This window comes from uncultured Maricaulis sp., from assembly GCF_905480005.1.
Lineage (GTDB): Bacteria > Pseudomonadota > Alphaproteobacteria > Caulobacterales > Maricaulaceae > Maricaulis.
The window spans coordinates 138479-152694 of the sequence record NZ_CAJQOO010000008.1; the positions used below are offsets into that span (position 1 = coordinate 138479).

Genomic DNA, 14216 nt, shown 5'->3' on the forward strand with positions numbered 1-14216 from the left:
TCCGCGCTCAGGCCGGTTATTTATCGTCCGGACCGCCGCGGTCAGTGGCCAGGCCCGTCGCCGCCACAATGTCTGCAGAAACGCTCACGAAAGGCTTCGCAAGCGCCGGGAACGCATGCTAGCGTTTTGAAATGGACATAGTGGGTCCATGGCTTCCAGAAATTCGCGATGATTGAATCAGCGTCACTCGATGTGTGGCAAATGTGGGCAATTCTCGGCGGGCTCCTGCTGGCAATTGTCTTCTATGTCTGGGACAGGGTTCCGATCGAGATCGTTTCGGCCTCGATCGTGGCCGTCCTCATGGCCTTTTTCCACATCTTCCCGCTCGCGACGGGAAATCCGAGTGCGGCCGATCTTCTGGCCGGCTTCGCCAATCCGGCGCTCTTCACGATCCTCTGCCTGCTGATCGTCGGCCAGGGCATATTCCAGACCGGCGCGATGGAAGGGCCAACCCAGCGCCTGCTCGATTCCTTCGACCAACACCCCAAGATCACCCTGCTCGGCATGTTCGCCTTCGTCTTCGTGATCTCGGCCTTCATCAATAATACGCCTGTCGTCGTGATGTTCGTGCCGATCCTTGTCGCGATCGCGAAACGGATGGAAAAAAGCCCCTCCAAACTCCTGATTCCGCTCAGCTATGTCTGCATTCTGGCGGGTATGACCACTCTGATCGGGTCCTCGACCAACCTTCTGGTGGCCGATACGCTGCTTAATGTAACCGGCGAACAGCTGGCCTTCTTCAGCCCGTCCATGCCCGGCCTCTTCCTGGCGGCTGTCGGCGTTGTCTACATTATCTTCGTCCTGCCCCACCTACTGCCCGACCGCGCCTCGATGGAGAGCGAAATCGCCGGCGGCGCCGGCAAGCAATTCATTGCCCAGCTGGAAGTCACCGGAGATCACCCCCTGGTCGGCAAGAAGCCTGTTGCCGGCATGTTCGCTGACCTTCCCGACATGACGGTGCGCATGATCCAGCGGGGCGAGCACGCGCTGCTGCCGCCATTTGACCAGATCGAGCTCAAATCCGGCGATCTGGTGATCGTCGCCGCGACACGTCAGACCCTGACCGACCTTCTTGCCAAGCGGGCCGATTTCCTGCGCGGCATGCTGGAAGCCTCCGGTCCGGGCGACAATCCCAATCCGGGCGAAAACCTGGTTATGGCTGAAGCCGTCGTGGCGCCCGGTTCACGGGTGATAGGCCGTACGATCCGGCAGATCGGCTTTCGCCACGCGACCGGCTGCATCGTCCTGGGCATTCAGCGACGCTCCCGCATGATCCGCTCACGCATGGGCGAAATCCGCCTGGAAGCGGGTGACACGCTACTCCTTTTCGGCGCCTCGTCCTCACTGCGTGGATTACGGGCTGACCGCGACCTCCTGATCATGGAGTGGGCGACCAAATCTATCGCCGATCCGCGCCGCGCCAATCTCGCCCGGGTCGTCTTTGGCGGCGTCGTGCTGACAGCCGCAACCGGCATTCTGCCCATTGTGCTGGCGTCCTTCCTCGGCGCCGTCGCGATGATACTCGCCGGCTGCCTCAACACCCGGCAGGCCGCGCGCGCCTTCGACATGCGGGTCTATCTGTTGATCGGCTCGGCAATCGCCCTCGGGACGGCGATGCAGGTCACCGGCGGCGCCGATCTCATGGCGACCGCGGTGGTGAGCGCCTTCGCCCCCTTCGGGCCAGTGGTCCTGATGTCGGCGCTATTCCTGCTGATTGCCGTGCTGACCAACGTCCTCTCGAACAGCGCGACGGCGATCCTGTTCACGCCGATCGCGGTCGGCGCTGCCAACCAGATGGGGGCCGACCCGACCCTCTTCGCCCTGACCGTTCTCTTCGCGGCAAACACCTGTTTTGCCACACCGATCGGCTATCAGACCAACCTGCTTGTGATGGGGCCGGGGCATTACCGCTTCGCGGATTATCTGCGGGCGGGCGCGCCCATGGTGGTTCTCTTCTGGATTGCCTTCACGGTCTATGTCAGCCTGCTCGACCTGTTCGGCATGGTCTGACCGGCCCGACCCGATCTCTCACCGCCAGCAAGAGGCGACAGGCGTGACACATCCGTTTGCGACCCGGCAAATCCCCTTCTTCCTCACGGCCTCGGCGCCGTGCCCCTACCTGCCGGGGCGGTTTGAGCGCAAGGTCTTTACCCGTGTCGAGATCGGCGAGGGCCCGGCGCTCAATGACGCCCTCACCCATGCCGGCTTCCGGCGCTCGCAGGGCGTTCTCTACCGCCCGGCTTGCGAGGCCTGCGATGCCTGCAAATCGGTCCGGGTTGATGCCGAGAGCTTTGAGTGGAAGCGGCGCTGGCGCAAAATCCTCAATCGCAATGACGAATTGCGGGTCTCGGTCGAGACCCAGACGGCGACGATGGAGCAGTTCGATCTGCTCTCGCGCTATCTTGATAGTCGTCACGGCGATGGCGATATGGCCGGCATGTCCTTCGGCGAATACGTCATGATGGTCGAGGAAGGCGCCCAGCGGACACATGTCGCCGAATATCGCGACGCCGACGGCGTTCTGCGCGCCGCCGCCCTGACCGATGTGCTAAAGGACGGCCTGTCCCTGATTTACAGCTATTTCGATCCGGATTGGGATCGTCGCAGCCTCGGGGCCTACATCATTCTCGACGCCATCCGCCAGGCTGAACTGGCGGGCCTGCCCTTCGTCTATCTGGGCTATTGGGTGCGTGAGAGCCCCAAGATGAGCTACAAGGCGCAATTCCAGCCGCTGCAAGTTTTAACGCCCTCGGGCTGGCAGCTGCATGCCGAACTCGCTAACCATGAGGACGAGGACGAGCACGACGGTTTCGACTGAGCGAACGCGCAGCGAAACCCGGGGGAGACAAACATGGATCGACGCACATTCATCAGCGGCGGCGCCGTCGCTGCGGCCACGGTTGCAACCGCTTGCGGGGAAACCGGTCAGGAAACATCCACCGGGCCCGAGGCGCCCAACATCAATCGGGGTGTGACCCGCCTGCGCATGGTGACAACCTGGCCGGCCAATTTCCCCGGACTGGGCACCGCCGCCAATAATGTCGCCGATTACATCAACCGCATGTCGGGCGGTTCGCTGGAAGTGCGTGTCTATGCGGCGGGTGAAATCGTCTCGGCATTCGAGGCCTTCGATGCGGTCTCCGAAGGCACGGCGGACATGTATCACGGCGCCGAATATTACTGGCAGGGCAAATCACCGGCCTTCAACTTCTTTACCGCCGTGCCGATGGGCATGACCGCCTATGAGATCATGGGTTGGGTCGAGGCTGGCGGCGGCCAGGCCTTGTGGGATGAATTGTCCGCACAATTCAACATCAAGCCGTTCCAGGCCGGCAATTCGGGTCACCAAATGGGGGGCTGGTTCAAGCGCGAAATCAATTCTCTGGAGGATTTCCGCGGCCTTCGAATGCGCATCCCGGGTCTCGGCGGCAATGTGCTGCGCGAGCTGGGCGGCGCGGCGGTGACCCTGTCGGGCGGCGAAATCTATCCGGCACTGCAATCCGGCGCGATTGACGGTACCGAATGGGTCGGCCCGTGGAATGATCTCGCCTTCGGATTCTATCGCGAAGCCCCCTATTATTACGGCCCTGGTTTCCACGAGCCGGGCTCCTGTCTCGGCGTCGGTATCAACAAGACGGTCTGGGACGGCCTGGCCAGTGACCACCAGGCGATCATCGCCTCGGCCTGTCGCACGGCGAACAATATCTCGATCGCCGAATTCCAGTATCAAAACGGTCTCGCGCTTGATGTCCTGGTCAATGAGCACGGTGTCGAGCTGCGTCAGTTCTCGGACGAGATCTGGACCCAGATCGGACAGATTTCAGAGCAGGTGGTGGCGGATACCGGCAATGCCGACGACATGACCCGCCGCGTCTATGAGAGCTATCTCGCCGCCCGCGACACGATGCGCAGCTGGGGCCGGATCTCCGAAATGCCCTATATGGTCCAGCGCGAACGCGTTCTGGGCGGCTGATCATGCGCGCGGGGGACAAGCTTCTACTGGTCCTGGTCGGGCTGTCACTTGTCCTGCTTGGTCTGGACATGGCGACCGGCGGCGGTGTGGCCAGCTTCGCCGGCCTTCACCTGCCCGGCTTTGCCCAGGCCGTCGGCGGCTGGATTGGCAGGGTCGGCCTGTGGCTCTCCCCTCTTCTCCTCCTCCCGCTGCTGAGCGGTATTCTCGGCCGCTTTGTCGGTCTTCCCGCGCCGGTCTGGTCCGTCCAGCGCCGCGCCATCGCGATCATCGACACGCTCACGCTGAGCATTGGTGGCGGCGCGCGCTGGTTCGCGCTCGGTCTTGTCCTTGCCACCGCGATCATCGTCATCCAGCGTTATGTCTTCGGCTATGCCTCGACCAAGCTGGCCGAGAGTGTGATCTACATGCATGCCGGTCTCTTCCTCTTCGCCTCGGCCAGTACCCTGCTCCAGGGTGGGCATGTGCGGGTGGATGTCTTCTTCGCGAAAATGAGCGAGCGCGGCCGCGCCTGGGTCGACCTCCTGGGGACGTATCTCGCCCTCATTCCGATGAGCGCCCTCATCCTGTGGTCCTCGACGGGCTATCTCAATTCTACCTGGCGCATTCTGGAAAGCTCACGCGAGAGCGACGGGCTGGCCTTCGTGTTTGTGCTGAAAACCGCCATTCCCGTCTTCGCGATCCTGATGATCCTGCAGGGCGCCTCCATGGCCGCCAGGGCCGCGATGACCGTGGCCAATCAACCATCACCCGCCTTGCCTGATGCGATTGAAGGGGAGGTCTAGGCCATGAACCTCTTCATCGAGCTTCTCCCTTTCCTGATGTTTTTCGCTGCCTTTGCAGCGCTTCTGCGTGGCTATCCGGTCGCCTTCACCCTTGCCGGTGTCGCCCTCGTCTTTGCGGTGATCGGGATGGCGATCGGCGAGTTCGACCCGATCCATTTCCGCGCCTTCCCGCAGCGCATCTACGGCAATCTGATGGAGATGGACCGCTCCATCCTGGTCGCGGTGCCGCTCTTCGTCTTCATGGGAGTGATGCTGGAGAAGTCCAAGATTGCCGAGGAACTCCTCGAGGCCATGGGCGCGCTCTTCGGGACCATGCGCGGGGGGCTTGGCATCTCGGTGGTGATTGTCGGCGGTCTGCTTGCGGCCTCGACCGGGATTGTTGGCGCGACCGTGGTGACAATGGGTCTCCTCTCCCTGCCGACCATGCTCAAGCGCGGCTATGACCCGGCGCTCGCGACCGGCACCATTGCCGCATCCGGCACGCTCGGGCAGATCATCCCGCCCTCCATCGTGCTGGTCCTGCTCGGCGACCAGATCTCCAATGCCTATCAGGAAGCGCAGCGCTCGCAGGGCGTTTTCTCACCGGACATTGTCTCGGTCGGCGATCTTTTCGCCGGCGCGCTTGTCCCTGGCATCCTGCTCGTCGGTCTGTATATCGGCTACCAGATCGTCATGGCGATCTTCAAACCCGAGAGTGCGCCGGCGGCGCCCGCGGGTAGCCAGGTCTCGATCGGTCAGCTGCTGCACGCCCTGGTCCCGCCTCTGGCCCTGATCACCGGGGTTCTTGGCTCGATCCTGACCGGCCTGGCGACGCCGACAGAGGCCGCCGGCGTCGGCGCAGTTGGCGCGACCTTCATCGCCGGCGCCCGCAATGCCGGTTCGAAAACCAATCCGCGGCTTGGCCAACTGGTGAGCTATCTTGGCCTGGCGGCGCTTCTTGGGCTGATCGCCCTTGTCGTCATCGCCAATATCGGCGCCGAACGCCGTCTCTATGTAACAGATCTGGGCATGGCGGTTGGCGTGCTGACCGGTGCCCTGGTGGCCATCACCATTTTGGGCGCCGGCTGGAGCCTTGTCCGCCTCAAGCGTTCGGGCGTGCTCGACGACGTGATGAGTTCCACGGGCCTGATTTCGGCGATGGTCTTCGTGATTCTGATCGGCGCCTCGCTATTCTCGCTGATCTTCCGCGAACTCGGCGGCGATGACACGGTCGCAGCGGCCTTGCAGGCGGTACCGGGCGGTGTGTTCGGGGCCGTCGCTGTGGTCATGCTGGTCATGTTCATTCTCGGCTTCTTCCTCGACTTCATCGAAATCACCTTTGTGGTGGTTCCGATCGTCGCACCGATCCTGCTGATGATGGGCGTCGACCCGGTCTGGCTGGGCGTGATGATGGCGATGAATTTGCAGACCAGCTTCCTGACGCCGCCCTTCGGCTTCGCACTCTTCTATCTTCGCGGTGTCGCTCCAAAGACCGTGAAAACCACCGATATCTATCGCGGCGCCATACCCTTCGTGATCATCCAGATCCTGGCCATCATCGCCGTCGCGGTCTTCCCCTGGCTGGCCACCGGCCTGCCGGAGTGGCTGTACGGATAGGAAGCAGCATGTCACCGCACCGCAAGCTGGAGCTCCAGCGCGCCTTCATCGCCGCACTGGCCCTGATCATTTCCGGCATTTTCCTGTGGATGATCCGGGACTATCTGGCCGCACTCTTCCTCGCCGGCGTGCTGACGCTTTTCCTTGCGCGACCGCATGACTGGCTATCGGGCAAGCTGGGGGATCGCCGCGGCCTCGCCGCCGGTCTTCTGGTCACCAGCGCGGTTCTCGCCTTCGTCATCCCCGCAAGCATCCTTCTGGGCATCGTCGCGGAGCAGGCGATCGACGTCACCGGCATGGTCACTCCCTGGGTGCAGGACCAGGTCAGCCAGATCCGGCAGGACGGGCTGGATGGTCTGCCGGACTGGCTGCCCTTCCGTGAGGAAATGATCGAATACCAGGCCACCATCACCGCCCAGATCGGCAATCTGGCCGGCACGGTCGGCCGGGTCCTGGTCAATTCCATGCGCGCCGGCACGGGTGGCTTCCTGGTTGCGGCGCTGAACTTCTTCATCCTGGTCTATGCGCTGTTCTTTTTCCTGATGACCGGTCGCGATGCCGCCCGTTCCGCCGTGGCCCTGCTGCCGATGACCGTGGACGCGCGCAACCTGTTGGCAGAACGCGCCATCTCGACCATTCGCGCCACGGTGAAGGGCTCCTTCCTGATCGCGCTCGTCCAGGGCGCCCTGACCGGTATCGGCCTGTTCGCAGCCGGCGTGCCGGGTTCGATTTTCTGGGCCGCCGTGGCCGCCCTGCTCTCCATCATCCCGATGATCGGACCGCCGCTGATCTGGGTACCCGCCGCGATCTGGCTGGCCGCCACCGGCCACCCGATCGCCGCCGGAGCGCTGACCGCCTGGGGCGCCATCGTGGTCTCGACATCGGACAATATCCTGCGGCCCATTCTGGTCGGCAAGGACGCCAAGATGTCCGATTTGATGGTGCTGATATCGACCCTGGGCGGGCTGACCCTGTTCGGTGCCGTCGGCATCATCATCGGCCCGGTCATCGCCGCGCTCTTCACTTCCGTCTGGTTCATTTTCCGCGACAGCTTTGCCGGGCTTCTGGAGGTCGATGAGACAGAGGAGCGGGACGACGAAGCCGCCCCCGACGATGAGACCGCCGCACCAAGGCATGCGGCTGATAACGACGCGGCCGACACGGACACGGCCGGCTCGGACGATACCGACACCACCGAGCGCTGATCACCGCCAGGACAGACCCGGCAAGGCGTCCCGCCGCGCCGTATTGATCAACCGGCTTGCATCCAATCCCTGTGCGTCGCGCATCGAAGGCGGACAACAAGGAGGACGCCATGATTCAGCTCAACCCGGTGGTTCACAGCGCGCTTGCGGCCATCACCCTCGCCGCCCTGCCCGCGCCCGCGCACGGACAGGTCCCGTCGATGACCGGCCCGGTCAGTTTCCATTATGACGATCTCAGCCGTTTCAAGACACTGCTCGAAGACATCGATAATGGCGCCGACCCGACCGAGGCCTTTACCGTCTACATGGCGAATGCATCGACGGGCTTTCGCGGCTGGATGGATCGCTACAATGTCTCGGCGGAAAACTTCGGCACGCTCTATGAAGACTATGGTGCCGTCTTTCACGCCTTGCCCGATCTGACCGCGCCGCTCCTCGCGAAAGAAGACACGACCCGCGACAACATTGAGCGCCTGCGCGACCTTGCCGGATCAGACATCGCGATCCCGGTCTATTATTTCGTGTCCAGCCAGCACCGTTTCGCCGGGACACCGGTCAGACTGGCCAATGACCCGGCCGGCGTCGGGGTCGGCGCGGCGCTCGGCGTCGCCGGCCGCTATCGGCTGGAAGATGGCCCGCCGGCGACTGACCGGATGGTCGATTCGCTGACCTATCTCGCCGTTCACGAAGGCAGTCATATCCTGCAACTCCACGCTCAGGGCGGATTGGAGAATTATCGCTCCATCTATGCCCCCGGCGGCGGGACCATGCTGTCCATCGCCCTGCGCGAGGGTTGCGCGGAATATCTGAGCTTCCTCACCTCGGGCGAGCGTTATGGCGATCGCCATCTCTATGTCGCCGAGCATGAGGCCGAACTCTGGTCCGACTTTCTCACGATTGCGGCTGAGCCCGCCTTCTCGGTGCCAGGCTGGTTCAGCGGGTCGGATTCCGAGCACCCGGACCGCCCTTTCCAGATTGGCTACGCGGTCGGCTCGGAGATGTGCCGCGCCTATCACGAGGAAATGCCCGCGCCGGATGCCGGCGTCAGCGAACTCTTCTCGCTCTACGATGCCGAACAGGCCGAGGCCGTGGCAGCTGCCTATAGCCGCGCGGTGGCCGCGCGCACGCGCTGACAGCCCTAGCTTTCACCGGAGCGGCCGAAACCCGCCTCCACATCGCGCAGGAAACGGCTGACCTCGCGCATGCTCAGCGTGCTGGCCAGCGCGTCGCATTCCAGTCGGGCGGTATTGGAATAGTAATTCCGCATCTCGGTGATGGCGGCTTGATGAGCCGCGACGTCACCGTCCGGCGCATTGCGGATCAGGGTCTTGAAACGTGCGAACGCCTCCCGGTCACTGGCCGTAGGCATCTCCAGCGCATCAAACAGCGCGTCGACATAGGCCAGATAGAGTTCAGGCCTGTTGGCCACGAGGTCCGGCGCATGGCCGTCAAAGAGATGGCCATAGGTTTCACCATAGGCGTTGCCGACCGGGTCGGTGTGGGCATAGCTGTCGCCCAAGGCATGTATCAGGAATCCGGTCTGCCAGCTGGCCTGGGCTTCCGACCGGTTTCGCGCGTCGATCATGCTCGCCAGGTCCAGCCTCCGCTGGGCCACATCGGCGCGATCGCCGCCGTGCAAGGAATGCAGGACGGCATTGATCCGGTGACGATAGCCCCAGGCGCCGAATGTCGCCCAGACGCTGACCTGTGGCGCCGCATAGCGCATCGCCAGATCGTCCGCCGCCTGGTTGAAGAAGGCGAGCCTCGCGGCGTCGTCGGATGAGTGGCCGGCCAGGCGCGCGACCATATAGGTCGTGTCCTGGTGCCCGTCGCGCTGATATTTCGGCTGCACATGGGCTTCAAGGCAATTGGGATTGAGGCTGCGATAGCCCGGCGTGGAACAGGCCGCGAGCGCGGTCAGCGAGACCAGTGCGGCCGTGCGAAGCAGGTTTTTCATGTCAGTCCCCCCGAAGCCGCCACGGCTCCTGCACAAAACCCTAATGTGTTTGCATGGCCAGCCAAAGCCTTCTTCGCCGGACGGGGCATTGCGGCCCGGCCGCGCCGCCGCAGCGTCATAGTGCCAGGTCATCCGCCCGCAGCGATGGTTCAAAGAAAGCCTTCGGCAATAGTCGGAACGGCGTGCCGGCCCGACGGGCCGACGACATGCGATCACAGCGGAATATCCGCGGGGCATCGCGCAACCGGTCGAAGGCGATGACATACCAGACCGGATATTTGAGCAGGAGGTAATGCGGCTCGATACGGCGTTCTGATCGGGCGCCATCCTCACGCTGATAATGGATATCCAGGGATTCCTGGTCGATGAAGGCCTGGTGCAAGGCCTGGACGATCGGCTTTGCCGGCATTGCGATGCCCGCCTGGACGAAGGTGGATGCCGTGCCCCCGATCAGTATGCGTGACTTGAGCCTTTTGACCCGGGCGCGCTTCTCCGGCGAAAAGGAGGCGATCAGCTGACGTCGCACGGAGGCGAGATTGGCCAGGAAGAGCGGCGATCCCATCTTCTCGGCGACATCGATGCTGATGAGCAGGTCCACCGCGTCCCCATAAGCCAGATTGAGCCGGCCAACACCCCAATTCCGGTCAAGCCTGACCCCGCCGCCGCGACCGCGATCGGCATCGATCGGCAGGCCCTGCTCACGCATCACGAGCAAGTCACGCGAGACAGTTCGGGCACTCACTCCGAGCTCGGATGCGAGGTCCTTGACCGTACACATCTCGTCCTGCCTGAGCTGGGCGGCCAGCAATTCCAGGCGGCAGATCCGGTCGATCGATTTGGTGCGGGCCATCAAACAAATACGCCATTAAACGTCATATTTGTCGATAGCCTGATCCTGCACCCGGGAGAACGCCCGATCCAGTCAGGAGAAAATCCATGAAAATGAGCTATTTCGTTCTCGGCACGAACAATATCGAGGCCGCCACACGATTCTATGACGCCCTGTTCGCACAATCCGATGTCGCGCCAGCCATGCCGGCCGGGCGCATGACATACTGGATGGGCAAGGATTTCGCCTTTGCGATTGCGCGCCCCTTCAATGAGGAAGCTGCCACACACGGCAATGGCGCAATGCTGGGTCTCGACCTGGGGTCACAGGAGGAGGTGCACCGCCTGCACAGGCTGGCGCTCGAACTGGGCGCGTCATGCGAGGGCGAACCGGGCCAGCGCGGGCCCTATTATTCCTGCTATGTCCGGGATCTGGACCGGAACAAGCTCTGCTTGTTCAGCCAGCAGACCGCGGCCTAGACTTCGGGCACGGCGCTCCTGCGCAGCCGGCGCTTTCCGCCGGCGTGCTCGACCAGCATGTCGATCCGCTTCTCGATCGGCGGATGGGTAGCGAAAACGCCCATGAAGCCGGTCTTCGGGTTCTCGATGAACATTTCACGGATTTCTTCCGGCGAATCCTCGACCTCGGCATTACCGGAGATTTTCTCGAGCGCCGAGATCATGGCGTCAGGATTGCGGGTCAGCTCGACCGCACCGGCATCGGCCATGTATTCACGGCGACGCGACAGCGAGAAGCGGATCACGATGGCCAGCAGATAGGCGATGGCGATGATGGCCAGGCCGATCACAATGACCAGTCCGCCGCCGCGTCCGCCGGACCGCCGATCCCCGCCGGCTCGCAATCCAAGCCAGAAAATGCGGCGAAACACGATCTCCGCGGCGAAGGATATGATGCCAACAAAGATGATCGAGATGACCAGAAGGCGGACATCGCGATGCCGGATATGGGAAAGCTCGTGCGCCAGAACGGCCTCGAGCTCGGCCTTGTCCAGGCGCTGCATGAGGCCGCGCGTCACGGTGACGGTAGCCTGGCTATCGGTCAGCCCGGAGGCATAGGCATTGAGCGCTCCGCTCTCGATCACCGCCATTTTCGGCATGGACAAGCCGCGAGAAATACACAGGTTTTCCAAAAGGTTATAGAGTTCCGGTTCGTCCTTGCGAGTGACCGATCGGGCGCCCGTGGCCGCATTGATCATGGCCTGATGGCCAAACCAGGCGATGACGAACCAGACCGCCGCAAGACCCAGCGACCAGACGCCGATCATCGGCAGGCGGGAGAGCTCCCGGAGCCAGGGCGCCGCATCGGCACCCGGTGGCTTGCCAAGTCCGTAGTCAGCCGACGGCGTATCAAATCCGGTCATGAGGATGGTCAGCGCATAGCCAATGGCCACGAGCAATACCGGAAAGGCGGCCAGCAGGAAAACCGACCGCAGATTATTGTTCCAGATATGCGTGCGGAGCCCGGCCGTGCCCCAGACCATGACTTAGAACTGCACCTTCGGGGCACCGCGCTCGGCCTCGGCCACTTCGAAATACTCACGCATCTTGAAGCCCATGGAATTGGCAATCACGACGGCCGGGAATTGCTCGGTCGAGGTGTTGTACTCATTGACCGCATTGTTGAAGAAGCGGCGAGCGGCGGCGATCTTGTTTTCCAGATCAGCCAGTTCGGACTGCAATTGCATGAAGTTCTGGTTGGCCTTGAGGTCGGGATAGGCTTCCGACAATGCAAAGAGCTGACGCAGGGCACCGGAGAGCATGTTCTCCGCGCCGGCCAGGTCCTTCACCGAGGTCGCATCAATCGCCGTCTGACGCGCCTTGATGACGTTTTCGAGCGTCTCTTTCTCATGGCTGGCATAGCCTTTCACGGTCTCGACCAGATTGGGGACGAGGTCATGGCGCTGCTTCAACTGGACATCGATATCGCCCCACGCCTGATTACAGGTCTGCCGGAGCGCGACCAGGCGGTTGTAGACCATGACCAGGAACACGCCGAGGGCGATGATCACGAGCAAGAGAATGATACCGGTATCCATGCCTGTCTCTCCTTGAGCGGCAAAACTGAAGATGTCGCATCACCCTGACGGGCGATGCACGTTCAAATCACTACCTATTCCGCTTTCGCCTGTGAAGCGAGGAATTCCGAGCCCCGCGGCGAAAAGCGCAGCGAGCGCGGGAAACCGCGCGGCGCCATCTTGCCGGCCTGGGCCCGTTTCGCGGTCCACAAATGCCAGTCATCGAGACTGAAGCGGCGCCCGGCCCCGTCCAGCCAGGTCAGCCCGTCTTCCGCATTGAACACGGTGGCGTCGGCCAGTTTGGCGCCCTTGCCGCCCAGAAGCTTGACGCCCTTGCCGCGGCTCATCACCGGGATCTCCTCGAGTTCGAAGACCAGGAGTTTCTTGTTCTCGCCGATCAGGGCGACCCGGTCACCCGTGGCCGGGATGCACAGGAAGGCTTCGTCGCCATCGGCCAGGTTGAGGATCTGCTTGCCGCCCTTCTTCATGGCGACGCAATCACTCTCCTTGATGCGGAAGCCGGAATTGCCGTCAGACGCCACCAATAGCGTGCGCTCGGGGTCGAATTTGAACAGGCCGATCGGCGCCGCATCATCGGGCAGGTCGACATGCAGGCGAACCGGCTCGCCATGGCCGCGGCCGCCGGGCAGTTTGGACGCTTCCAGCGTATAGAATTTCCCGTCCGTGGCGAACATGAGGAGCTTGTCCGTGGTCTCGCACTTGACCGCGAAGGCGGACTTGTCGCCTTCCTTGAACTTGAGCTCGGTGACGTCGTTGATATGGCCTTTCAGCGCCCGCACCCAGCCGCGCTCGGACAGGACAGCCGTGATCGGTTCGCGCACCACGAAGGCCTCGATCGGCGCGTCACCGGAGATGTCGGGCGCCTTGTCGAAAACGGTGCGGCGTTTGCCCAGCGGCGTCGTCTCGGCATAGACCTCGCCAAGGCTGGTGACCTCGCCGCGGACCTTGTCCCATTGCAGGGCGGTAGAGCCGATCAACGCCTGGAGGCTCTTGCGTTCGGCGCGCAAGCTCTTGTCTTCCTTGCGGATTTCAAGCTCTTCCAGCTTGCGCAAGGCGCGCAGGCGCATATTGAGAATGGCTTCGGCCTGACGCTCGGTCAGTTCGAAATGCGCCATCAACTTGGCCTTGGGCTCATCCTCGAAGCGGATGATGCGGATCACCTCGTCCAGATCGGCATAGACGATGAGATAGCCGGCCAGCACTTCCAGCCGGTCCTCGACCTTGGCCAGGCGCGTGGTGGCCCGGCGAACCGCGACCTCGCGGCGATGCTCGAGCCAGATCTGCAGAACTTCGCGCAGGCTCATCACCCGCGGCACACCGTTGGGGTCGAGCACATTGAGGTTCAGCGAGACCCGGTTTTCCAGATCGGTCAGCTTGAACAGGCTCTCCATGAGCATGTCCGGGTCGACGAGTTTGGACTTCGGTTCCAGCACCAGGCGGATATCCTCGGTGCTCTCGTCGAGGACATCGTCCAGAAGGGGCAGTTTCTTGGCGTCCATCAGCTGGGCGATGCGTTCGACCAGTTTGGATTTCTGCACCAGATACGGAATCTCGGTGACCACGATGCGCCACATGCCGCGCGGCATGTCTTCCTTTTCCCACTTGGCCCGCACCCGGAACCCGCCACGCCCGGTCTCATAGGCCGAGCGAATGGCGTCCGGCGGCTCGACGATCGTGCCGCCGGTCGGCAGGTCCGGTCCCTTGATATGCTTGAGCAGGGCTTCGGTTTCGGTCTCCGGATTGTCGATCAGCGCCAGGGCGGCGGCGCAGATCTCGGCGACATTGTGCGGCGGGACGGATGTCGCCATGCCGACGGCA

General features: G+C 62.9%; 13 protein-coding genes. 8 read left to right on the forward strand and 5 right to left on the reverse strand.

Annotated elements, in window-relative coordinates:
* Positions 1-168 precede the first annotated feature (168 nt).
* The 7 genes from QZ266_RS01470 (at position 169) to QZ266_RS01500 (ending at position 8689) form a co-directional block, all read left to right on the forward strand.
* Positions 169-2010: an SLC13 family permease gene (locus QZ266_RS01470; RefSeq protein ID WP_295691006.1), complete on the forward strand. Its 1842-nt coding sequence runs from the start codon at positions 169-171 to the stop codon at positions 2008-2010.
* 43 nt (positions 2011-2053) lie between these two features.
* Complete coding sequence (locus QZ266_RS01475; protein WP_295691008.1) at positions 2054-2818, forward strand: arginyltransferase; 765 nt, start codon at positions 2054-2056, stop codon at positions 2816-2818.
* 33 nt (positions 2819-2851) lie between these two features.
* Positions 2852-3973 (forward strand): TRAP transporter substrate-binding protein, encoded by a 1122-nt coding sequence (locus QZ266_RS01480; RefSeq protein ID WP_295691010.1) that lies wholly within the window; start codon positions 2852-2854, stop codon positions 3971-3973.
* Between the two features lie 2 nt (positions 3974-3975).
* Positions 3976-4755 carry a TRAP transporter small permease subunit gene (locus tag QZ266_RS01485; protein ID WP_295691011.1) on the forward strand — a complete coding sequence of 260 codons (780 nt, stop codon included), beginning with the start codon at positions 3976-3978 and terminating at the stop codon, positions 4753-4755.
* 3 nt (positions 4756-4758) lie between these two features.
* Positions 4759-6351, forward strand: coding sequence for a TRAP transporter large permease subunit (locus tag QZ266_RS01490; protein ID WP_295691014.1), 1593 nt, complete (start codon positions 4759-4761; stop codon positions 6349-6351).
* A gap of 8 nt (positions 6352-6359) precedes the next feature.
* Positions 6360-7556, forward strand: coding sequence for an AI-2E family transporter (locus tag QZ266_RS01495; RefSeq protein WP_295691016.1), 1197 nt, complete (start codon positions 6360-6362; stop codon positions 7554-7556).
* A gap of 110 nt (positions 7557-7666) precedes the next feature.
* A complete protein-coding gene (locus QZ266_RS01500; protein ID WP_295691018.1) occupies positions 7667-8689 on the forward strand; it encodes a hypothetical protein in 1023 nt (340 codons plus the stop codon).
* Positions 8690-8694: 5 nt separating this feature from the next.
* On the opposite strand, the gene QZ266_RS01505 is transcribed toward QZ266_RS01500, so the two are convergent.
* Positions 8695-9513, reverse strand: coding sequence for a hypothetical protein (locus tag QZ266_RS01505; protein WP_295691021.1), 819 nt, complete (start codon positions 9511-9513; stop codon positions 8695-8697).
* Positions 9514-9628: 115 nt separating this feature from the next.
* Positions 9629-10363 carry a YafY family protein gene (locus QZ266_RS01510; protein ID WP_295691023.1) on the reverse strand — a complete coding sequence of 245 codons (735 nt, stop codon included), beginning with the start codon at positions 10361-10363 and terminating at the stop codon, positions 9629-9631.
* A gap of 86 nt (positions 10364-10449) precedes the next feature.
* Here QZ266_RS01510 and QZ266_RS01515 point away from each other — a divergent pair, with 86 nt between their 5' ends.
* Positions 10450-10821, forward strand: a complete 372-nt coding sequence (locus tag QZ266_RS01515; RefSeq protein WP_295691024.1) for a VOC family protein — start codon at positions 10450-10452, stop codon at positions 10819-10821.
* Here the strand turns inward: QZ266_RS01515 and QZ266_RS01520 are convergent.
* The 3 genes from QZ266_RS01520 to QZ266_RS01530 all read right to left on the reverse strand — a co-directional run.
* Positions 10818-11843 (reverse strand): M48 family metallopeptidase, encoded by a 1026-nt coding sequence (locus tag QZ266_RS01520; protein WP_295691025.1) that lies wholly within the window; start codon positions 11841-11843, stop codon positions 10818-10820. The two genes, QZ266_RS01515 and QZ266_RS01520, sit on opposite strands and share 4 nt — an antisense overlap.
* A gap of 3 nt (positions 11844-11846) precedes the next feature.
* Positions 11847-12398 (reverse strand): LemA family protein, encoded by a 552-nt coding sequence (locus QZ266_RS01525; RefSeq protein ID WP_295691026.1) that lies wholly within the window; start codon positions 12396-12398, stop codon positions 11847-11849.
* 74 nt (positions 12399-12472) lie between these two features.
* On the reverse strand, positions 12473-14216 hold a 1744-nt coding region (locus QZ266_RS01530), incomplete at its 5' end, for a DNA gyrase subunit A (protein WP_295691028.1).